Annotated in this window: 20 protein-coding genes; 8 read left to right on the top strand and 12 right to left on the bottom strand. The window is 54.6% G+C overall.

The genetic code is table 11. The annotated features are described in order from the left end of the window. The first annotated feature begins 595 nt into the window (after window positions 1-595). On the top strand, window positions 596-3,214 hold the full coding sequence (locus Q0X64_RS01680) for an Rne/Rng family ribonuclease (protein WP_297808173.1): 2,619 nt from the start codon (window positions 596-598) through the stop codon (window positions 3,212-3,214). Beyond that, complete coding sequence (locus Q0X64_RS01685) at window positions 3,198-3,482, top strand: hypothetical protein (RefSeq protein WP_297808176.1); 285 nt, start codon at window positions 3,198-3,200, stop codon at window positions 3,480-3,482. Before Q0X64_RS01680 ends, Q0X64_RS01685 begins: the two co-directional genes overlap by 17 nt. A gap of 18 nt (window positions 3,483-3,500) precedes the next feature. On the opposite strand, the gene kdsB is transcribed toward Q0X64_RS01685, so the two are convergent. Genes kdsB through Q0X64_RS01720 form a run of 7 tightly spaced genes read right to left on the bottom strand, consistent with a single transcriptional unit; the run spans window position 3,501 to window position 10,530 of the window. Further along, window positions 3,501-4,253, bottom strand: a complete 753-nt coding sequence (gene kdsB / locus Q0X64_RS01690) for a 3-deoxy-manno-octulosonate cytidylyltransferase (protein ID WP_297808179.1) — start codon at window positions 4,251-4,253, stop codon at window positions 3,501-3,503. Further along, window positions 4,254-4,433, bottom strand: a complete 180-nt coding sequence (locus Q0X64_RS01695) for a Trm112 family protein (RefSeq protein ID WP_297808181.1) — start codon at window positions 4,431-4,433, stop codon at window positions 4,254-4,256. Next, the gene (lpxK, locus tag Q0X64_RS01700; protein ID WP_297808184.1) at window positions 4,426-5,409 is read right to left on the bottom strand and encodes a tetraacyldisaccharide 4'-kinase; all 984 of its coding nucleotides are present in this window, start codon (window positions 5,407-5,409) and stop codon (window positions 4,426-4,428) included. Before lpxK ends, Q0X64_RS01695 begins: the two co-directional genes overlap by 8 nt. Window positions 5,410-5,420: 11 nt before the next feature. After that, window positions 5,421-7,172: a lipid A export permease/ATP-binding protein MsbA gene (gene msbA / locus Q0X64_RS01705; protein WP_297808187.1), complete on the bottom strand. Its 1,752-nt coding sequence runs from the start codon at window positions 7,170-7,172 to the stop codon at window positions 5,421-5,423. After that, a complete protein-coding gene (locus Q0X64_RS01710) occupies window positions 7,169-7,594 on the bottom strand; it encodes a biopolymer transporter ExbD (protein WP_297808190.1) in 426 nt (141 codons plus the stop codon). Before Q0X64_RS01710 ends, msbA begins: the two co-directional genes overlap by 4 nt. Further along, entirely contained in the window at window positions 7,569-8,225 is a 657-nt protein-coding gene (locus tag Q0X64_RS01715; protein WP_297808193.1) for a MotA/TolQ/ExbB proton channel family protein, read from the bottom strand. Before Q0X64_RS01715 ends, Q0X64_RS01710 begins: the two co-directional genes overlap by 26 nt. Before the next feature lie 58 nt (window positions 8,226-8,283). Further along, the gene (locus tag Q0X64_RS01720) at window positions 8,284-10,530 is read right to left on the bottom strand and encodes a DNA internalization-related competence protein ComEC/Rec2 (RefSeq protein WP_297808196.1); all 2,247 of its coding nucleotides are present in this window, start codon (window positions 10,528-10,530) and stop codon (window positions 8,284-8,286) included. 64 nt (window positions 10,531-10,594) lie between these two features. Between Q0X64_RS01720 and Q0X64_RS01725 the strand changes: the two genes are divergently transcribed. Continuing rightward, window positions 10,595-11,119 (top strand): DUF2062 domain-containing protein, encoded by a 525-nt coding sequence (locus Q0X64_RS01725; protein ID WP_297808198.1) that lies wholly within the window; start codon window positions 10,595-10,597, stop codon window positions 11,117-11,119. Here the strand turns inward: Q0X64_RS01725 and lolD are convergent. The 3 genes from lolD to rpiA form a co-directional block, all read right to left on the bottom strand. After that, window positions 11,108-11,791, bottom strand: coding sequence for a lipoprotein-releasing ABC transporter ATP-binding protein LolD (gene lolD, locus Q0X64_RS01730; protein ID WP_297808200.1), 684 nt, complete (start codon window positions 11,789-11,791; stop codon window positions 11,108-11,110). The genes Q0X64_RS01725 and lolD overlap by 12 nt on opposite strands. Then, window positions 11,784-13,031 carry a lipoprotein-releasing ABC transporter permease subunit gene (locus Q0X64_RS01735; RefSeq protein WP_297808202.1) on the bottom strand — a complete coding sequence of 416 codons (1,248 nt, stop codon included), beginning with the start codon at window positions 13,029-13,031 and terminating at the stop codon, window positions 11,784-11,786. The genes lolD and Q0X64_RS01735 overlap by 8 nt, the downstream gene beginning before the upstream one ends. 64 nt (window positions 13,032-13,095) lie before the next feature. Then, complete coding sequence (gene rpiA / locus Q0X64_RS01740) at window positions 13,096-13,758, bottom strand: ribose-5-phosphate isomerase RpiA (RefSeq protein WP_297808206.1); 663 nt, start codon at window positions 13,756-13,758, stop codon at window positions 13,096-13,098. A 165-nt stretch (window positions 13,759-13,923) separates the two neighbouring features. On the opposite strand from rpiA, the gene ilvA reads away from it, so the two are divergent. Next, window positions 13,924-15,438 (top strand): threonine ammonia-lyase, biosynthetic, encoded by a 1,515-nt coding sequence (gene ilvA, locus Q0X64_RS01745; protein ID WP_297808207.1) that lies wholly within the window; start codon window positions 13,924-13,926, stop codon window positions 15,436-15,438. A gap of 102 nt (window positions 15,439-15,540) precedes the next feature. Further along, the gene (locus Q0X64_RS01750; RefSeq protein WP_297808210.1) at window positions 15,541-16,767 is read left to right on the top strand and encodes a sodium:proton antiporter; all 1,227 of its coding nucleotides are present in this window, start codon (window positions 15,541-15,543) and stop codon (window positions 16,765-16,767) included. On the opposite strand, the gene Q0X64_RS01755 is transcribed toward Q0X64_RS01750, so the two are convergent. Further along, window positions 16,749-17,441, bottom strand: a complete 693-nt coding sequence (locus Q0X64_RS01755; RefSeq protein WP_297808213.1) for an SIMPL domain-containing protein — start codon at window positions 17,439-17,441, stop codon at window positions 16,749-16,751. The two genes, Q0X64_RS01750 and Q0X64_RS01755, sit on opposite strands and share 19 nt — an antisense overlap. 160 nt (window positions 17,442-17,601) lie before the next feature. On the opposite strand from Q0X64_RS01755, the gene pgl reads away from it, so the two are divergent. Genes pgl through apaG form a run of 3 tightly spaced genes read left to right on the top strand, consistent with a single transcriptional unit; the run spans window position 17,602 to window position 19,679 of the window. Next, window positions 17,602-18,312, top strand: a complete 711-nt coding sequence (pgl, locus tag Q0X64_RS01760) for a 6-phosphogluconolactonase (protein WP_297808216.1) — start codon at window positions 17,602-17,604, stop codon at window positions 18,310-18,312. Window positions 18,313-18,314: 2 nt separating this feature from the next. Further along, complete coding sequence (locus Q0X64_RS01765; RefSeq protein ID WP_297808219.1) at window positions 18,315-19,295, top strand: glucokinase; 981 nt, start codon at window positions 18,315-18,317, stop codon at window positions 19,293-19,295. A 3-nt stretch (window positions 19,296-19,298) separates the two neighbouring features. Beyond that, on the top strand, window positions 19,299-19,679 hold the full coding sequence (apaG, locus tag Q0X64_RS01770; protein WP_297808222.1) for a Co2+/Mg2+ efflux protein ApaG: 381 nt from the start codon (window positions 19,299-19,301) through the stop codon (window positions 19,677-19,679). Between the two features lie 39 nt (window positions 19,680-19,718). Here apaG and Q0X64_RS01775 read toward each other — a convergent pair whose 3' ends face one another. Beyond that, window positions 19,719-20,594, bottom strand: coding sequence for a pentapeptide repeat-containing protein (locus tag Q0X64_RS01775; protein ID WP_297808224.1), 876 nt, complete (start codon window positions 20,592-20,594; stop codon window positions 19,719-19,721). Between the last annotated feature and the right edge of the window lie 58 nt (window positions 20,595-20,652).

Genomic DNA, 20,652 nt, shown 5'->3' on the forward strand with positions numbered 1-20,652 from the left:
TGAAGGCGCGTTAAGGCTGCAATAAGCTACCGCTTGAGAAAGCCACGCCAGTAAAAGCTCTATTCTACAGCATTTGTAGAAATTATCAGTTGCTGACATAGCCCGGGACTGCTATATTCGCACGTTGGTTCGTGCGTAAAATGAGGTCAAAGTACTGGCCTGCGCTATGAAGACCAAAAACAATGTGTCGCTCCCTCCTGTGAGGTTGATGCGGCGCCTGGTAAAGAAATGAATTCAGCTGAACAGGGGTTCAGCGGGTGGGCTCATTGGGAGTCCAGGAAGAACATCAGGTTCCCATGTCTTGATTGCCATCAGAACGAATAGAAAGACGCAACAGACAGGACGACAAGTAATTAATAAAGCGCCGCAGGCAATCTGTTGCCACGGCCACAGCATAATCGCAGAAATCCTATTGCGATGACATTGAACTGAAACAGAAACTCATGACCTGACGATGGGTGCATGAATGGCAAATAACACTAACAATTAATTACTGAACACAGACACAGTCGCTCTGTACGGCCCGGTTGGCCGAAGCGTCCACATCAGTGGTGTGCGGCAGGATATGCGGGAACCTCAAATTTGAGGTTAATGCATGAAACGAATTTTGATTAACGCAACCCATGAAGAAGAGTTGCGTGTGGCAATGGTTGACGGCCAGCGCCTGTTTGATTTGGATATCGATACCCCTTCCAGGGAACAGAAAAAAGGCAACATCTACAAAGGCAAAATTACCCGGGTTGAACCCAGTCTGGAAGCTGTTTTCGTTGATTACGGCTCCGAACGTCAGGGCTTTCTGCCGCTCAAGGAAATTGCCAAAAGCTACTTCAAGAAACGCGACGGCAGCGATGACAAAAGCGGTCGCATCAACGTCCAGGATGTGCTCTCCGTCGGCCAGGAACTGGTTGTACAAATCGAGAAGGAAGAACGCGGTAACAAGGGCGCAGCGCTGACCACCTTTATCAGCCTGGCCGGTCGTTACCTGGTTCTGATGCCTAACAGCCCCCGTGCCGGAGGTATCTCACGCCGTATTGAAGGCGATGACCGCGCTGAGCTGCAGGAAACCCTGCGCCATCTGGAAGTGCCCGATGATATGGGCATGATCGTGCGCACCGCCGGTGTCGGCAAACAGCCGGAAGAACTGCAATGGGATCTGGAATACCTGATCCAGTTGTGGACTGCGATTGATGTCGCCACCAAAGACCGCAGTGCGCCGTTTCTGGTCTATCAGGAAAGCAATATCATTATCCGTGCGCTACGTGACTATCTGCGTAAAGATATCGGCGAAATCCTGGTGGATTCGCCCGAGGTCTACCAGACCGGTTACGACTTTATGCGCATGGTGATGCCGCATGAACTGAGCAAGTTCAAGCTGTATCAGGACAAGGTGCCGCTGTTTACCCGCTACCAGGTAGAAAGCCAGATCGAGAGTGCCTTCCGTCATGAAGTACGCCTGCCTTCCGGCGGTGCGCTGGTGATTGACCCGACCGAAGCGCTGATCTCCATTGACGTGAACTCGGCCCGTGCCAACAAGGGCGGGGATATCGAAGAAACGGCGCTCAATACCAACCTGGAAGCGGCCGAAGAAATCGCCCGCCAATTGCGCCTGCGCGACCTGGGTGGTCTGGTGGTGATCGACTTTATCGATATGGGCCCCAGTCGTAACCAGCGCGAAGTCGAGAACCGTCTGCGTGATCACCTGAAAGCGGACCGTGCCCGCGTGCAGGTCGGCCGTATTTCCCGATTCGGTCTGCTGGAAATGTCACGTCAGCGTTTGCGTCCGGCCTTGGGAGAAGCGCATCAGGAAATCTGCCCGCGTTGTGCCGGTCTGGGTCATGTTCGCGGTGTTGAATCTCTGGGCCTCGCTGTCCTGCGCCTGGTTGAAGAAGAAGCCACCAAGGACAAAATCACCCAACTGGTAGTGCAACTGCCGGTGCCGGTGGCGACCTTTATTCTCAACGACAAGCGGCTGCAGATCGAAGCGATTGAACAACGTCATAACGTCAAGATTGTGCTGATTCCGAACCCGCATCTGGACACACCGCATTACGATATTGAGCGCATTAAAGATGGCAACGCACGCAGTGAAGTCAGTCATCAGATGATCTCCACACCGGAAGCGGAAACGCCCGTGGTGCTGCGTGACAAACCGGCGATGGAACAGCCCGCAGTGACTGGCGTGTCACCGGCAGCACCGGCACCGGTTGTGGTGCGGGACAATAAAGAGCAGGAACAAAAACCGAGCCTGCTGAAACGCCTGCTGAATGTGCTGACCGGCAAGCCGGAGGCGGAGGAGAGGGAAACCTCGTCAAAAGAAGAAAAATCTTCACAGCCACAACGCGGCCGCTCCCAGAATCGCGGTGGTGGTAATAACAATCGTGGTGGTCGCGGCAATGGCGAGCGCCGTAAGCCCCGTCGCCGTAACGACAATAGCAACAATAATAAACAGAGCGGTGATGATAAAAAGCCGGCGACTGACAACAAGAAAACCGACAATAATGACGACAGCAGTAACAACAACGGTAAGCCACGTAGTGGTAATGGCCGTCGTTCACGCCGCGGTGGTCGCCGTCGTCGTTCTTCACGGCCTGAGACTCAGGATCAGGCAGTACGTCAGGAGCAGGAAAAAGGCAATGTGGCACCGCAGCCAGAACCTGAGGTCAATGGTAATGCTATCCCCCAGCCTGAACCTGAAGTAAATGGCAATGTCGTCAAGGAGGATAAAGGCAACGAAGTGGATGGCAACAAAGCGCCATCATCCAAGCCTAAGCGCAGCCGTTCTTCATCTGGTAGCAGTAACCGCCGCCGTCGCAGTGATGCCAGACAAAAACCGGAGACAGGGGAGAACAACAGCGAGTCCTCGGACAAGCAGTCTGCTGAGACCAAAGCGTCGCCTGCAGCAGATGACAAGCAGGATAGTGCCAACAAAAAGCCGCGTGCGCCAAGAAGCCGTCAGAATAAAGCTGACAGCACAGCGCAGAAGGGTGAGGCGAAAGCAGAGCCAAGCACTGAGAAGGCAAAAGCAGCATCTGCTGATAAGCCTGATCAGAGCGGTCAGTCGGCAGCCCCGGCTGAAAGCCAGACTGCGAAGTCTGAGCCCAAAGCGCCGCAAACCGGTGTAGAAAAAAAGCTGGCTTCGGTTGATAATGGCAAGGAAAGAAAACCCAAGGCCAAAACCGAAGCGAGTGCAACAACTGATGCCCCGGAACAGTAATATTCCCTGTGAAGATCTGCTGGCCTTAATCGGCCAGCAGGTCAGTTACCATCATCATCGCTGCGAGATCATTGAATTACTGGATGGTAGTGAGTTGGTGCTGCAGGTACTGGAAGATAATCACAGTATCCAACCGACCCAGTATGGCGAGGGTCACCGTAATGTGCCCAAGACTTATACACTGCCGGTATTTGATGGCGAAGGTAATTTACACGCCGAGCTGGTGGCGGCTGGGCTGGACAGGCTGCTGCCGACCCAGCAGGACTAAGCGGCTTCAGCGATTCAGTTAGGCCAGCAAAGCTCTGGCTGCCTCAAGATCATCCTCAGTATCGACCCCATGACCGGCGCTGACCAGCGCTTCCGACATATGAATCCTTTTGCCATGGAATAGGGCACGAAGCTGTTCCAATGACTCGTCGGTTTCCAGCAGGCAAGGTGTCAAATCACTGTAATGCTTAAGAAAACCGGCCCGGTAGCCGTAGAGACCGATATGCCGGTAATGCGGCAGTTCCGGTGGTAGAGGCGTGTCTTTATTGAAATGCTCGCGCATCCAGGGAATCGGCGCACGGCTGAAATACAGGGCAAAGCCCTCGGCATCCATCACCACTTTGACCACATTGGGATCAAACACCTGCTTTTCCTGCTCGATACGGCTGAATAAGGACGCCATATCAGCCTGCGGGAATTCCGCCAGATCGGCAGCCACCTGGTTAATCAATAAGGCCGGCAGGGTCGGCTCGTCGCCCTGCACATTGAGTACGATATCGTTATCGGCAAAGCCACGCTGTTTGGCGACTTCGGCCAGCCGGTCAGTGCCGGAACGGTGACTGTCAGCCGTCATGCAGACATCGGCGCCGAAATTACCGGCCACATCGGCGATTTGCTGATTATCGGTGGCGATGATGACTTCTGCCGCATCGCTTTCAGTGGCGCGTTCATAGACATGCTGAATCATCGGTTTGCCGGCAATATCCAGCAGCGGTTTACCCGGTAGCCGGCTAGAGGCATAGCGGGCCGGAATAACGATTTTAAAACTCATTTATACCTCTTCGTCAGCCGCCAGTTCACGTGCCTCATCGGTCAGCATGACCGGAATATCATCGCGGACAGGATAGGCCAAACGACAGCCGCGGCAGATCAGTTCCTGCCGATCTTTGTTCAGTTGCAGGCTGCTTTTGCAGGCCGGACAGGCCAGAATTTCCAGTAATGCTTTATCCATTGGCAGGATCCTTCAGTTTATTCAAAATAGCCTGAGCCAGACTGGCATCAAGTGTTGCCGACACGGGCAAATACCAGTGATGAGGCTGGGCGAATGACTGGCATTTTACCGCATCTTTTTCGGTCATCAGTACCGCTTCGCCGTCAGCAAAATGGATATCATCGGCAGTAAAGCGGTGATGATCGGCAAAAGCATGCGGGTGCACGACTTTGATGTGCTCGCTGAGCAGGTCAAAAAAGCGTTGAGGATTGCCGATGCCGGCAATAGCGTGAACTTCCTGCGCAGCAAAAGCATCCAGCGGTCGGGTCTGGCTCGGATCGGCCAGATTCACCCACTCAACGGCGTTTAGCTGCATCTGGTAGCGCTGGCTGGCGGCTTCGCCGTTATAAACCACAAAGTCAACGCTTTGCAGGCGTGAAAGCGGTTCCCGCAGCGGCCCGGCCGGCAGACACAGCCGGTTACCGAAGCGCCGCTGGCTATCGACCAGCACAATTTCGATATCACGTTGCAACGCATAATGCTGCAAGCCGTCATCACAAACAATCACATCACATTGCTGTTGACTGAGCAGATGAACAGCCGCGCTGCAGCGATCCGGATCCACCACCACCGGACAAGCAGTACGGCGGGCAATGAGAACCGGCTCGTCACCGGCTTCGCTGGTTGCGGTATCAGCACTGACATCCAGCGGGTAATGGCCACTGCGGCCACCGTAACCGCGGCTAATAACGCCTGGTTTGTAACCGGCCCGTTGCAACTTCTCACAGAGCCAGATAACAAAAGGGGTTTTACCGGTGCCGCCGACGCTTATATTACCGACGATGATGACCGGCACCCGCATTTTATGGCGGGTCAGCCAGTCGCGCTGATAGGCCAGTGTGCGTAGTTTGATGATCAGCCGGTAAAGCAGGCTCAGCGGCAGCAGCAGCCAGCGCACCGGATGCGGTTGATACCAACTGTCGCTCAGCCATTTCATAGACCTTATCTTTACTCCTGGAACTGCAGGCGGTGCAACTCGGCGTAATGATTATCACGGGCCAGCAGCTCCCTGTGGGTGCCAGTTTCCAGCACTTCACCGTTATGCATCACCACGATCAGATCAGCATTTTCAATGGTCGACAGCCGGTGGGCGATGACCAGGGTAGTGCGTTGTTGCATCAGTGCTTCCAGGCCGGCCTGGATATGGCGTTCGGCTTCGCTGTCCAGCGCCGAGGTCGCTTCATCCAGAATCAGGATCGGTGCATCACGCAGCAGCGCACGGGCAATCGCCAGCCGCTGGCGCTGACCGCCGGATAGTAACACACCGTTTTCACCGACCTGGGTTTGCAGGCCATCGGGCAGACGCTGGATAAAGTCCCAGGCGTGGGCTGACTTGGCCGCCTCGATAATCGCCTGTTCATTGACCTCACCGGCCTGACCATAGCTGATATTGTTGGCAATGGTGTCATTGAACAGTACTACCTGCTGGTTAACCAGCGATAGTTGACGGCGCAAATCAGTGAGTTTGAGCTCCTTAATATTGATACCGTCGATCAGGATTTGGCCACCATCAATGTTGTAGAAGCGTGCCAGCAGGCTGACCAGCGTGGTTTTACCGCTGCCGGAGTGACCAACAAAGGCCACGGTCTGCCCCGGTCTGGCTTCAAAAGACACCCGATCCAGCACGTTGCCCTTGTCTGGATTATAGGCAAAGCTGACATCGCGGTATTCGATATGGCCTTCAGCGCGGCTGATGCTGCGCGGGCCGTCATCGATTTCCGGACGTTCATCGAGTAGTCGGAAGATGCTCTCCGCTGCCGCGATACCGGCCTGCAGTTTGGCATTGACCTTGGTCAGCCTTTTCATCGGCGTCAGCAGCATCATCATCGCTGTAACAAAGGAAATAAAATCCCCCACGGTAATTTCATCCAGCATACGCGGCAGGGTAGCGATATAAATAACCAGCGCCATGCCTACAGCAGCAATCAAAGCGGTCAGCGGCTGACTGATAGCGTCGGTGGCGATCTTTTTCATCTGCTGGCGGCGATTGTGCTGGTTGACCCGGTCGAAACGTTTGATTTCATAATCCTGACCACCGAAGGTCTTGACCTCGCGATGGCCTTCGATAATTTCCCCGGAGACATGGCTGACATCGCCCATCGAATTCTGAATATGTTTACTGATACGACGAAAACGAATGCTGACGTAATACACCAGCAGGGCGATAAAGGGCACGGTAATCAGAATCAACAGCGATAGAAAGCCACTCAGGTAGAGCATCCAGGCCAGCAGCCCGATAATGGTCAGACTGTCGCGGATAATGGTCAGTACCGCATCGGTCGCGGCAGAGGCGACCTGCTCCACGTCATAGAGTAGCTTCGACATTAACTGGCCTGAAGTACTGTGATCGTAAAAAACCGACGGCAGCATCAATAATTTATTAAACATCTGCTCGCGCAGCGTTTTGATGACATTGCGGGCAATCCAGCCCAGGCCATAAGTGGTAAAGAAATCCGCCAGGCCGCGCACAATAAACAAGCCAATAATCGCCAGTGGCAGCAGTTGAATGACTTCAGGATCACGACCGACAAAGCCCTCATCCATCAGCGGTTTCATGATCATCGCCACCCCGGCCTCGGTGGCGGAGTAGACGACCATCGCAATGATGACCGCGATAAACGCCCGCCAGTACGGTTTGGCATAGTGCAACAGGCGCTTGTACAACTGTACAGCGCTCATTTCGGCATGGTTATCTGTCATTCGTTGTCTTTTTGAGTTTGCCGGGTGGCCAGGGTCAGCCGCGTGTAGCCCATCTGCTGGGCGGTATCCATGGCGGTGACAATATGCTGGTACTGGGCATCAGCATCGGCGCTGATAATAATATGCGGATCTTCGCGGTCGCCGACAGCCAGCTTAAGCGCATTTCGCAGGACTTCGCTGCTGACTACCGGAATCGCTTGATCGTTGATAAGAAAACCGCCATCAGCCTGAATTACGATATCGACCGGTTGTTCCTGCTCTACCATCGCTTCACCGGTCGCCTCCGGCAGGTTCACTTTGAGTGAGCTTTCGCGGATAAAGCTGGTGGAGACCATAAAAAACAGTAGCAGCAGAAAAACGACGTCAATCATCGGCGTCAGATTGACATCGGGTTCCTCAGACCGTTGTGGTGACAGATTCACGTCGGGTTTCCTCGTCGACATCAAATTGACGTTCGCCGTGCAGGATTTCTATAAGCTGCATGGCCTGCTCTTCCATCCCTACGACCAGTTTGTTGATCTTACCGCGGAAATAGCGGTAGAAAATCAGGCTGGGAATGGCCACCACCAGACCGGTTGCGGTGGTGATCAGGGCTTCAGAAATACCACCGGCCAGGGTTTCCGGGTTGCCAACGCCTTCGGCGGTAATCACGGCAAAGACCTTGATCATGCCGATCACGGTGCCCAGCAAACCTATCAGCGGGGAAATAGCGGCGATGGTGCCCAGGGTATTAAGATTGCGTTCCAGCGCTACGGTCACATGGCGACCGATATCCAGAATGCTTTCCTTGGTAATATCACGTGAACTGTTGCGGTTAATCAGTCCTGCAGCCAGGATTTGTCCCAGTGGCGAGTTGTTTTGCAGCGCCTTGATGCGGCTCTGATCCACCTGATCAAACTTGAGCCACTGCCAGATTTGGGTGACCAGCTCGGTGGGGGCGATACGCTTTTGCTGCAGACTCCAGAAACGCTCGGCAATGATCGCAATCGAGATCACCGAACAGATAAATAGCGGTATCATCAACCAACCGCCTGCTTTGAACAATTCCAGCATAATGATTCAGTCTCTGTTGATTCCGTGATGACAGCGCTCATCATACGTGAAAATCATGTCACTCAGTAGTTCCTGCTGTCCATAAATGATCCCGTTGCCGGCGCCAGCGAATGGGCTGAGCGCTGCCGTCAAACAGCAAAGCACCATCATAATCAGTGCGCATTATAACGCTGCCCTGTTGTTGATAACGTGCCACAACACGCTTTTTGGGAAACTGATAGCGATTGCGGTAGCCCACCGCAAACAAGGCATAATGCGGATCGACCGCTTGGATAAAGTCCATGCCTGATGAAGTGGCGCTGCCATGGTGTGGCACCACCAGGATATCGCTGTTCAGTTTACTACCATAGGACCTGAGCAGACGTTGCTCACTGTCTTTTTCGATATCGCCGGGTAACAGCACGTCGATATTATCAGCACGCACCTGCAAAACGCAGGAGCGATCATTGTCGCTGCCGCTCTGATTTGAACCGGGCAGCAGAATATCGAATTGAACCCCGTCCCATTGCCACTGCTGACCAGCCTCACAGATTCTGGCATCGGTTAATGCCTGTCGATCACTGGTCAGAATGTCTGCAACCACAATATGCTGTTTCAGGCCTTCAACACCGCCGATATGGTCATTATCACCGTGGCTGACGATCAGACGATCGACCTCGGTGATGCCACGGCTCTGCAAGAAAGGCGCTACCACCGCACTACCGGTATTAAAACGGGCGCTGTAGCGGGGACCAGTATCAAACACCAGGGTATGACGACGGGTTTCAATCACCGCAGCCAGGCCCTGACCAACATCAAGCAGAGAGAAATGTAGATGGCCTTCAGCGGGGCGGGCGGGTTGATAAAAGGCAATCGGCAGTATCAGCAGCAGGCATAGTGATTTGCCGGGTACGCCGCGCGGCAGCAATAACAGTATCACCAGCAACATCATCAACAGACTCAGGCTGAGCGGCAAACTGCTCAGTTGCCAGTCGGCAAAAGGTAACGCTGCCAGCAATTTCAGCCAGTGCCAGAGCCAACTGAGCAAAAGGTCGGCAGCCATTAACAGCCAGCTCGCCAGCGTCTGGCTGAACAGCATCATCAGCATAGCCAGCAGAATCAACGGCACGATCAGCAGGCTGACCATAGGGACAGCGAGGATGTTGGCGAGCGGTGCGATCAAGGAAAACTCACCAAAGAAAAGCACCAGCATGGGCAGCAAGCCCACAGCCAGCCACAGATGTATCCAGGCCCAGTTGCCGCGGCGTGGCGGAAATCGTCCGCTACAGGTCAGCAGAATTAAAGCCACGGCAGAAAATGACAGCCAGAAACCGGCGCTGAGCACCGACATCGGATCATAGACCAGCACCATCAATAAGCTGAAAGCCAAGACGTGGGAGGGATAAAGTGGCCGTTTCAGGCACAGGGCCAGCATTACCGTGCTCACCATAATCAGTGCCCGCTGGGTTGGCACGGCCATGCCTGCGAGCAGGGCATAACTCAGGGCAAAAATAAAACCACCGATGGCCCCCGCCTGTCTGGCAGGCAGCCAGCTTAAAGCATGCAAAGACAGGGACCAGCCCCAGCGAAACAGGAAAAAGCCTAATGCCGCCGCGAGACCGATATGCAGGCCGGAAATTGCCAGTAAATGACTGGTGCCGGTCTGGCGCAGGACTTCCCAGTGTGATGCTGTCAGCTCATCCCGCTGTCCGGTAGACAGGCCAAGCAAAAGCGGCAATTGCGTGGCATTGGGGGTTAGAAGGCTGATTTGTTCAATGATATTTTGCCGCAGCCGGTTAAGATGCCAGTCCGGTGCCGTGGCTAATAACTGATTGTCATTGTGCTGACGGATATAGCCGGTGGCGCCGATGCCCTCACTGAACAGCCATTTTTCATAATCAAATCCACCGGGGTTCATCATGCCCCGGGGTGGTTTCAGGCGCACCGTGAACTGCCATCGTTCTCCGGCGCGGGGCGCGCTGCCGTTGTGGTGATACCAACTGAGCCGAATCTTATCGGGTAAGGTCTCTGAGTCCGGCTTAAAGTTAAAACGCAGCACCTGTTCATGCTGTTCGGGAAGTGAGGCGATCATGCCGGTGGTCGTGATGTCCTCACCACTCAGCGCGGGGGAAAGGCGATCATCAAGTCGCCATTGCGCTTGAAATCCAGCCCATAACAGGCCGACAATAAAGCTGGCGATAAGCAGTTGCCTGAACCAGAACAGCACAGGCAAGAGCAAAATCAGCAGCCATCCGTGGCTGGGCAGATTGCTGAGGTGCAGACACAGCACACAGACCAGCAAAAAGGCAATGGCAGTTTTAATCATATGTCCCTATAATGACGCCGGTTTATATCCCTATTTTTGTCGACTTTGCAGCGACTGAGACGCGATGCCTCGTAGATTCCTAAAACGCATCATGCCAGATCACGACACGATGCGTGAACATCCACACCTGCGCAAGTTTGGGCAAAGACTGACCGAACCCAGACTGTGGCACCTGAACCGACGTTCGGTATCCGGTGGCGTGGCACTGGGCCTGTTTGTCGGCTTCATGCCGATTCTGGGACAGATATTTATCGCTGCGGCGCTGGCAATCTGGCTGCGCGTCAACCTACCGATAGCTTCAATGGCGGTTTGGGTCACCAACCCGTTTACTGTGGCGCCGATTTTCTTTTATGCCTACAAGCTCGGCGCCTGGGTGCTACAGATCCCCATGCAGCACTATGCCTTCAGTCTGTCCTGGGAGTGGTTCAGCCAGGAGTTTCTCAATATCTGGCAGCCGCTGTTACTGGGTAGTGTGATCTGCGGCATTGTCGCCGCTTTGCTGGGAATCCTGTTTGTCAGGCTGATCTGGCGGCTGGTGGTGATCCGTAGCTGGATTCGCCGGCCGCACAAAAACAACTCAAGACTCTGACTGCAAAACGCCGTCCATCAGTGTCATGATGCGATCCATTTTGCCCGCCAGCTCGGTATCGTGAGTGACGATCACCAGCGCGGTACCCAGATCGGCATTGAGCTGCAGCAACAGATCGAACATTGACTGTGCGGTGCGGTGGTCAAGATTACCGGTAGGTTCGTCTGCCAGCAGACACGCAGGTTCAGTGATCAAAGCCCTTGCCATCGCCGCACGCTGGCGCTCACCGCCGGAGAGTTCACTGGGCTTGTGCTCCAGCCGGTGGCCGAGCCCGACCTTTTCCAGCAGATCACTGGCTTTCTGCTGCGCCGGTATCGGCGCCTCACCACCAATTACCAGTGGCATGGCGACATTTTCCACCGCAGTAAACTCCGGTAAAAGATGATGAAACTGGTAAACAAAGCCCAGTTGCTGATTTCGCAGGCGACTAGCAGCTTTGTGATTCAGTGCGTGAATATCTTCACCATTGACCAGCACCTGACCTTGACTGGGTGTATCCAGACCGCCCAAAAGGTGCAGCAGCGTGCTTTTACCCGAGCCGGAACTACCGACAATGGCCAGCCGATCTCCCTTGTGAACGCTGAGGTTGATATTGTCCAGCACATGGGTTTGCAGACCGCCATCGGTAAACGATTTAGCCAGGTTGATCGATGTCAGAACCGCATCAGTCATAACGTAAAGCCTCGGCCGGTTTCACCTGGGCAGCACGCCAGGAAGGATAGAGCGTAGAAAGAATGGATAGTACAAAAGCTGTCACCGCAATGATAGTGACATCCTGACTCTGCAGGTCAGAGGGCAGGCTGCTGATGTAATAAACATCGGCGGGCAGGAACTGGTAGCCCAGCAGGCTCTCCAGTTTGGAGATTAAAGTCTCGATATTAAGCGCCAGTAGTATGCCGCCTATCACCCCAAGTCCCGTACCTATCAAGCCGATGAGCGTGCCCTGCACCATAAATATGCCCATCACTTTGCCCGGCGTCATGCCCAGTGTTCTGAGAATCGCAATATCCGCCTGTTTATCGGTGACCATCATCACCAGGGTGGAGACAATATTGAAAGCTGCCACCGCCACGATTAGCATCAGGATGACGAACATCACGGTTTTCTCGGTTTTCAGCGCGCGGAAGAAATTGGCGTGCTGGTAAGTCCAGTCGGCACCACGGTAATGCGTAGGCACATCCTGCATTACATCACGCAGCAGTTGCGGGGCACTGAACACATCATCAAACTCCAGCCGCAGGCCGGTGACCCGCTCGGGAATACGGAACAGTTTGGCGGCATCATTGATATTCATGACCGCCAGTGCGCTGTCGTACTCATACATGCCGATTTCAAAAATACCGCTAACGGTCAGTCGTTTCAGACGCGGGATAATGCCAGCCGGGGTGGGGCTGACATGCGGCGTAATCAGCGTGATCTTATCGCCGGTGACGACGCCCATAGCGGCCGCCAGATCCTTGCCCAGCATAATGCCAAAACTGCCTTCCTCAAGATCCGCCAGTTGGCCCTGAACAACCTTGTCACCAATGCTGGATACAGTTTGCTCCATCTCCACATCAATGCCGCGCACCATGGTGCCGCGCACCCGGTTGCCCTGACTCAGCATGGCCTGGCCTTCGACGAAGGGCGCTGAGTCCACCAGTTCCGGATGATCCTTAATACGGTCGCGCAGGCCCTCCCAGTCTTCCAGGGTGCCGTCGGCACCGGTAATAAAGGCATGGGAAGTCATGCCCAGAATGCGTTCCTTTAATTCTTTTTCAAAGCCGTTCATTACCGATAACACGGTAATCAGCGCCGCCACACCCAGTGCCACACCGAGCATGGAGGTCAGCGAGATAAAAGAAATAAAGTGATTGCGGCGTTTTGCCCGTGTGTATCGCGAGCCGATATAGAGACTGAGGGGTCTGAACATAACTGCGCCAAATCAGAAAGGAAAGAGGACCGGCCCGGTACTGGGCCGGCCTGCCAGGGTATGACTATTTTGCGTGAACGGTTCGGGTACCGTCTTCGCTGCCCACCAGCAATACATCAGCCGGGCGCATCGCAAACAGACCGTTAGTCACCACGCCGACGATATCGTTCAGGGTTTTTTCCAGTTTAATCGGCTCCATGATATCCAGGCCGTGCACGTCCAGGATGACATTGCCATTATCGGTAACATAACCATCACGATAGACCGGCTGACCGCCCAGTTTGACGATTTCACGGGCAACATAGCTGCGCGCCATTGGAATCACTTCTACGGGTAGCGGGAATTTGCCCAGGATATCCACCTGCTTGCTGGCATCGACAATACAAACAAACTGCTTGCTGGCCGCGGCAATAATCTTTTCACGGGTCAATGCGCCGCCGCCACCTTTGACCAGTTCCAGGTAGGCATTGGACTCATCAGCGCCGTCAACATAGACTTCTATTTCGTTGCATTCATTAAGGTCGAAAACCGGAATGCCCAGGTCTTTCATTTTCTGGGTGGAAGCTTCAGAACTGGACACCGCGCCTTCGATGCGGCCCTTGATGGTGGCCAGGGCATCGATAAAGTGGTTGACGGTGGAACCGGTGCCCACACCGACCACCCCGTCGCCCTTGATATATTCCAGGGCCGCCCAGGCCGCCTGCTTTTTCATTTCATCAGCATTCATTTACGCTTCCTCTTGTTCTTTGAGACTTAAAAATAATCCCGGCAATTATAGAGATAAATCAGCGTCAATGGTAACGTAAGCGTCTGCTTCAACCATAATGAATCTGTCACGTTCTGCGTCCTGGATGCTGATACGGACAACCATAAAGACTGAAATGGAATGGCAATGCTAACCGGATACGTAGAAAAAATTCTCAAGGCCAGAGTCTATGATGTCGCCCAGGAGACACCGCTGGACGTCATGCCGCGCCTGTCGAAGCGACTTGATAACACGATTCTGCTCAAGCGCGAGGATTTACAGCCGGTATTTTCTTTCAAGCTGCGCGGCGCATATAACCGCATGAACCAGCTCAGCGATGAAGAAAGAAAACGTGGCGTGGTCTGTGCGTCGGCCGGTAACCATGCCCAGGGCGTGGCTTTGTCGGCCCACAAAATGGGCATTTCCGCGATTATCGTCATGCCCAAAACCACGCCGCCGATCAAAGTCGAAGCGGTGCGTGCGCTGGGCGCGGAAATCAGCCTGCATGGCAACAGCTACGATGATGCCGGCGCTTTTGCCCGCGATATTGCCGATAAAGAAGGCCGTACCTATATCCACCCCTATGATGATCCGGAAGTGATCGCCGGCCAGGGCACCATTGCCATGGAGATCATCCGTCAGCATCCGGATCCGCTGCACGCGATTTTTGTACCGGTGGGCGGCGGTGGTCTGATTGCTGGTATTGCCGCTTACGTCAAAGCTTTCTGGCCGGAGATCAAAATCATTGCGGTGGAGCCGGCTGATGCTGCCAGCCTCAAAGCCGCGCTGGATGCCGATGAGCGGGTCAAACTGGAGCAGGTGGGCCTGTTTGCTGACGGCACTGCGGTCAGACAGGTTGGCGCCGAGCCTTTCCGTATCTGTCGTGAGACCGTGGATGAAGTGGTCACGGTTGACAGTGATGAACTGTGCGCGGCCATTATGGATATCTTTGAAGATACCCGTTCGATCGCCGAACCTTCCGGTGCATTGGCCGTGGCCGGGGTGAAGAAATACCTGGCTGATAATCCGATGCACAATCAGCACATGGTGGTCATCGACAGCGGCGCCAATATCAATTTTGACCGCTTGCGTCATGTGGCTGAACGCGCAGAAATCGGTGAACGCCGTGAGGTCTTGTTTGCGACTGAAATTGATGAGCGGCCCGGCAGTTTCCAGGAATTTTGCAAAATGCTGGGCGACCGCGGCATTACCGAATTCAATTACCGTTATGCCGATGACCAGCAAGCCCAGGTGTTTGTCGGTGTGCGTATTAACGGCAAGGATGAAGAACGTCAGCAACTGTTTGAATTGCTCGACAAGGGCGGATATGGCTGGGTCGATTTCACCGATAATGAAATGGCCAAGCTGCATATCCGTTATATGGTCGGCGGTCATGCGCCACAGGTGGATAATGAACGCCTGATCCGCTTTGAATTCCCGGAACGCCCCGGCGCCTTGCTGCGCTTTTTGACCCGTATCGGCAAGCGCTGGAATATCAGCCTGTTCCATTATCGCAACCACGGTGCGGCCTATGGCCGGGTGCTGGTGGGTATTCAGGTGCCGGCTAATTACGAAGCAGAATTCCAGACCTTCCTCGACACCCTCGGCTACAGCTACTGGGAAGAAACGGACAATCCGGCCTATCCGCTGTTTCTGAAATAAGCAGTGACTTGCGGCTTGCCGCAGCCTGTGATTAGCTGATGGCAACAGCGCCAACAGAGGAGATCGCCATGATCCTGTGCAGCCTGACAGTGGTTGGCTGAAATGAGCCTTGCCACCAGTCTGATGTGGCTGGCTTTGTTGGTATTGCTGGCCCTGTTGCTTCGCCCCTTGAGTGAACGCTGGCATCTGCCTTTTGCCGGCCTGTTGATTGCGCTCGGCTTTGTCGGCAGCGAACTGGTGGTGGCCGCCGGTTTTGATACCGGTATTCGCTACCACAGTTTTCATGACCTGATTTTCTATGTGCTGCTGCCTTTGCTGATTTTTCAGGCTGCTTTGAGTATTGATACGCTGGCCGCCCGTCGTCACTGGCTGCCCGTGTTATTGCTGGCCTTTCCGTTGATGATGCTGGTGCTGTTTATCAGCGGCTGGCTGATGTTTCTGGGTATTGCGCACGCTAGCGGATTTCCCCTGATAGCGGCGATGCTGACCGCAGTTTTACTGGCTGCCACCGATCCGGCCGCGGTAGTCGGCACGATGCGAAGGCTGGGGGCACCAGCGCGGCTATGTATTCTGCTGGAAGGGGAGTCGCTGCTCAATGATGCGCTGGCGATAGTGGCTTTCAGCGTTGTGCTGCAACTGGCGCTGATGCCAGCCGCGCAATTTTCCCCTGCTGCAGTATTGCAGCAGTTTGTGCTGGTACTGGCCGGCGGACTGGCCGTAGGCGGGGTGTTCGGCCTGCTGGCTACAAGTCTTATCAAGCGCTTCAGCGATAATGTGTCACAGGCAGTCGTGACCCTGAGTCTGGCCTACCTGTCTTTTTTGCTGGCAGAAACCGTGCTGGGGGTATCCGGGGTAATGGCTGTGCTGGTCACCGGCTTGATGCTCAATCACCAGCTCCGGGTACAGCGTGAAGCGGCGCAAACCCTGTTTATCGACAGCTTCTGGCAACTCAATGTTTTTATCGCTGAGGCGCTGATGTTTTTACTGATGGGGGTCACCATTACCGTCAGCATGTTCAGTGATAACTGGCTGGCGATGTTGATAGCCATCGCCGCCGTGGTGACTGCCAGACTGATGATGGTGTGGAGCGGCGCACTGCTGTTGTGGCCGCTGAAAGCGCAAAGACTGAGCTGGCCTGAGCAAAAGCTGTTACTGGCAGGCGGACTGCGCGGTGCTGTCACCTTGGCCCTGGTGTTGTCGCTGCCCACCGAGTTGGACTACTGGTGGACGATCCAGTCGATGGTCTATGGCGTCGTCTTGTTCACCTTTTTTGTGCAGGCGCCGCTGATACCGCGCCTGCTCAAAAGCGATCAGTTCAAGTCGAGCTGAATACTGCCGCGCACCGTGACCGAGACTTCATTGCTGCCGCCAGCTAAGGCTGCCGGCGCTCCCTTACTGGCCACATCGGCCGACATCATAGCGGCGCGTTCCATGACGGGTCTGGGACTGAAATAATTACCGTCAATCGACAGGTTGACCAGCTCATATCCACTGCGATCAAACTCGCTGGCAATCAGGCTGGCTTTATCCCTGAAGTTGGCAATGGCCTGCTTCAACAGGTCCTGTTTAACCTGTTCGGCCTTGTCATCGGAGACCTGAAACTGCATCGCCTGGATATTAGCCAATGAGCTGATATCGGCAATGAATTGACTCATCTGATCAAAATTACCGGTTTCCAGCGTCAGTTGCTGTGAGACCTGCCAGGAGCTGATGTTGCCGTTTTTGTATATAGGGCGGGTGTTATAACTGGAGGTCTCGGCTTCGATATCTTTGAAGTTTTTGACGGCGTCCAGCACCAGCGCGGTTTTCTGGTTGACCAAGTCAGTGAGCTGTGCCGGGTCACGGCCATCTTCAATCACCTGCAGGCGGGTGACCAGTTCATCATTGTCGACATCCTGACTGGCACTGGCATCAAGATTGACGATGCCTAGCTGCATTTGCTGATCAGCCACAGCCAGCGGGGACAACAGAAATAGGGTGAGAAAGGCGAGGGTGGGTTTCATAAGCAATCCTTGTTCAGAGCGGAGGCGGGTGTTAAGACAAACTCAATTAGGGTAAGTTTTCATATATCATGCTGACAACGCAAGCACGAAGCTTGGCTAATTCGGCCTTTTCGTGAAACGCATTCAATTTACCTGACTTAATCTTTAACAGAGGACTTACATGAAAGCAGAACAAAAGATCCTGCCTGATTCAGCCAAGCTGATTGAAGCGGCTGCCGAGCATTTTGTCGCCACAGCCCGCGCCGCCATTGCCAAGCGCGGTGTGTTTTATGTGGCTTTGGCTGGTGGTTCCACACCCAAAGGGCTGTATCAGAAGCTGGCGACTTCACCTTATACCGAGCAGATCGACTGGTCCCGCGTACACCTGTTTTTCGGTGATGAACGCTGTGTTCCGCCGACCCATGATGACAGTAACTTCAAGATGGCCCGTCATGCCCTGATTGATCATGTGCCTATCCCGGCCGAAAACGTGCACCGCATGCCCACGGAAACCGTCGATGCACAGGCGGTGGCCGAGCAATATGCCGAGACCATGGCAGAGGTGATGGACGGCGCACCCTTTGATTTGCTTTTGCTGGGCCTGGGTCCGGATGGGCATATCGCTTCTTTATTCCCGGAAACGCTGGCGCTGGATGTCACCGACACGCTGACCACCAGTCTGTTTGTGGAAAAATTTGAATCCTGGCGGGTCACCATGACCTACCCGGTCATTAATGCCGCCCGTCAGGTGATTGTCTTTATTTCCGGCGAAGCCAAAGCTGCCATCGTCAAAGACATCACCAGTGAGGCGGTCACAGGATTGCCGGTACAGCGACTGGCGCCAGAAAACGACTACTTCTGGTTTATGGACGAGGCGGCCGCCGGGCAGTAAGCATGGGGCATTTGCTCGCAGCCGATATCGGCGGGACCAAAACCCTGTTGCAATTAACAAGGGCAGACGGGGAGGTGGTCTCGCGGCAGCGCTTTAACAGCGGTGACTATGACGACTTCGGGCAGCTGCTGTCAGCCTTTCTGGCAGCGCTGGATGCGGCTTATCCGATCGATATTGCCTGTCTGGCAGTTGCCGGGCCGGTGTCAGAGCGCAGTGCCAGAGTGACCAATCTGCCCTGGCAGCTTCACGCTGATGAGCTCGAGACTCAGCATGGCATCAGCCGGGTTATTCTGTGCAATGATTTTGAAGCGGTGGGTCACGGTATTGCCGCTTTGAAGGATGAAGATCTGCTGATCCTGCAAGCAGGGCAGGAATCAGCCGGGCCCCGCGCTGTGATTGGCGCTGGAACCGGGCTGGGGCAGGCCTACCTGATTGAACAGGGCCCGGGCTGGCTGGTCTATGCCACCGAAGGCGGGCACAGCGATTTTGCGCCACTGGACCGAACTCAGGTGCGCTTACTGGAAAATCTGCTGGAGCGCTTCGGTCATGTCTCCTATGAGCGGCTGCTGTCGGGCGAAGGACTGGTTACGATCTACAATTTCCTGCGCGATTACCGGCAGCTGGACGAGGATGCCGAATGCAGACTGGCGATGGTCAATCAGGATGCGGCGCAAGCTATCAGTGATTATGCCCGCCGCGGAGACAGGCTGGCGTCAGAAGCCCTGGCTTTGTTTTTTGAGATCTATGGCGCCCAGGCCGGAAACCTGGCATTAACTTTGATGCCGCGCGCTGGTCTCTATATCGCCGGTGGTATTGCCGCTAAAAACCTGCCGCAACTGGAGCAGTCAGGCTTTATGCGGGCTTTTTGTGGCAAAGGACGCATGCAGGATTTGATGCAGCAAATTCCGGTTAAAGTGATTCTGGCCGAGGATGTCGGATTACAAGGCGCCTGCTTGCTGGCAGCCAAAGCCATGTATAATTGAGCCATGAGCGAACACAATAATCATATTCTGGTTGACGTTGAAGCAACCTACCTCGATCAGGAGTCCGATCCTGATAAAGCCCGTTATCTGTTTGCCTACACCATCACTATTACTAACAACAGTGAAGCGGCTGCCCGCCTGTTGTCACGCTACTGGAAAATTACCGGTGGCGATGGCCATGAGCAGGAAGTAGAGGGCGATGGTGTGGTCGGTCTGCACCCGTATCTGGCGCCGGAACAGGAGTTCACCTATACCAGCGCCGCCATGCTCGATACCCCGGTGGGCATGATGCAGGGTCATTACAAAATGATGGATGATGACGGCAAACAGTTCGAAGTCGATATTCCTGCCTTTACCCTGGCCGTGCCACGCACTTTGCATTAGTACTGATATTCTCAAAGCCAGACTGGGCTAATAGGCGGTTTAGTTCTCTGAGAAGCGGCACTCGCCAGTTGAACCCTGAGCACAGATCCGGCCATCCAGCCAGATGGCATTATCCAGTCGTGCGCCACTCAGTTCACTGCCGCCCAGTCGCGCATTACTGAGATCGGCATAAGCCAGATCGGCATCTCGCAGATCGGCGTAGGACAGATCCGCCTCACTGAGGTTACTGCCAAACAGGCTGGCACCCTGCAGATCGGCATAGCTGAGATTGGCATAACGCAGATTGGCATATGCCAGATCCGCATTGACCAGCAGTGTGTTCATCATGCTGGCAGCGCCCAACTGACTGTTTCTCAGCCCGGCACCACTCAAATCTGTCTGACTCAGATCCGCCTGGGATTTGAGACAGTTATTCCAGTTCACGCCCGGCGCCGCTGGGGCCGCGCAGTTGGGAAGCGGGGTAGGGATAGTAGTCGGAAACAGCACCGCCATAATTGTGATAAGCACTAACAATACAAAGGTCGATAGCAAGGGCCACATATTGCGTTCATGGCGTTCACGAAAGCGCTGCATCAACTGCCAGCGCAAAGCCCGTCTGTCCTGCTCGGATGCCGGCTCACCGGCGCGTCTCTCGCCGCGGCGCTGTTTAGCTTCGGGCGGAAGCACGCGCTGTTGCTGGCGGCGATCCTGGCCGGTTCGCTCATCCAGGTGTCGCCTGGCTTTGTCATCATCAGCGGTGTCGGGGTGTAAGGTGGTTTGCTCTGCCAGTGGCAGCCAGTGTTGCTGATCAGCCGATACTTCATCACGCATGCTCAGCCGGCCCACAATCAGGTGATTCATGATCACCGAGCCGTTAAACGGGCCGGTCACCTCTCCTGCACTTCGTATGTACCACTGTTGATGCTTGTTTGTCATTGCCATTGCTCTGTGCAATCACCCCATTGCTATACTAGCACCATGTCACTGTTTACGT

Origin of the sequence: uncultured Methylophaga sp. (genome assembly GCF_947259025.1) — a bacterium.
Classification (GTDB): Bacteria; Pseudomonadota; Gammaproteobacteria; order Nitrosococcales; family Methylophagaceae; genus Methylophaga.

Bases quoted from the DNA above. Each gene is read 5' to 3' on its own strand.
- Q0X64_RS01720 (WP_297808196.1), bottom strand. From the start codon at position 10,530: ATGATTAAAACTGCCATTGCCTTTTTGCTGGTCTGTGTGCTGTGTCTG.
- Q0X64_RS01775 (WP_297808224.1), bottom strand. From the start codon at position 20,594: ATGACAAACAAGCATCAACAGTGGTACATACGAAGTGCAGGAGAGGTG.
- Q0X64_RS01715 (WP_297808193.1), bottom strand. From the start codon at position 8,225: ATGCTGGAATTGTTCAAAGCAGGCGGTTGGTTGATGATACCGCTATTT.
- Q0X64_RS01755 (WP_297808213.1), bottom strand. From the start codon at position 17,441: ATGAAACCCACCCTCGCCTTTCTCACCCTATTTCTGTTGTCCCCGCTG.
- msbA (WP_297808187.1), bottom strand. From the start codon at position 7,172: ATGACAGATAACCATGCCGAAATGAGCGCTGTACAGTTGTACAAGCGC.
- Q0X64_RS01680 (WP_297808173.1), top strand. From the start codon at position 596: ATGAAACGAATTTTGATTAACGCAACCCATGAAGAAGAGTTGCGTGTG.
- rpiA (WP_297808206.1), bottom strand. From the start codon at position 13,758: ATGAATGCTGATGAAATGAAAAAGCAGGCGGCCTGGGCGGCCCTGGAA.
- Q0X64_RS01750 (WP_297808210.1), top strand. From the start codon at position 15,541: ATGAGCCTTGCCACCAGTCTGATGTGGCTGGCTTTGTTGGTATTGCTG.
- lpxK (WP_297808184.1), bottom strand. From the start codon at position 5,409: ATGAAATGGCTGAGCGACAGTTGGTATCAACCGCATCCGGTGCGCTGG.
- Q0X64_RS01695 (WP_297808181.1), bottom strand. From the start codon at position 4,433: ATGGATAAAGCATTACTGGAAATTCTGGCCTGTCCGGCCTGCAAAAGC.
- Q0X64_RS01725 (WP_297808198.1), top strand. From the start codon at position 10,595: ATGCCTCGTAGATTCCTAAAACGCATCATGCCAGATCACGACACGATG.
- kdsB (WP_297808179.1), bottom strand. From the start codon at position 4,253: ATGAGTTTTAAAATCGTTATTCCGGCCCGCTATGCCTCTAGCCGGCTA.
- ilvA (WP_297808207.1), top strand. From the start codon at position 13,924: ATGCTAACCGGATACGTAGAAAAAATTCTCAAGGCCAGAGTCTATGAT.
- Q0X64_RS01685 (WP_297808176.1), top strand. From the start codon at position 3,198: ATGCCCCGGAACAGTAATATTCCCTGTGAAGATCTGCTGGCCTTAATC.
- lolD (WP_297808200.1), bottom strand. From the start codon at position 11,791: ATGACTGATGCGGTTCTGACATCGATCAACCTGGCTAAATCGTTTACC.
- Q0X64_RS01735 (WP_297808202.1), bottom strand. From the start codon at position 13,031: ATGTTCAGACCCCTCAGTCTCTATATCGGCTCGCGATACACACGGGCA.
- apaG (WP_297808222.1), top strand. From the start codon at position 19,299: ATGAGCGAACACAATAATCATATTCTGGTTGACGTTGAAGCAACCTAC.
- pgl (WP_297808216.1), top strand. From the start codon at position 17,602: ATGAAAGCAGAACAAAAGATCCTGCCTGATTCAGCCAAGCTGATTGAA.
- Q0X64_RS01765 (WP_297808219.1), top strand. From the start codon at position 18,315: ATGGGGCATTTGCTCGCAGCCGATATCGGCGGGACCAAAACCCTGTTG.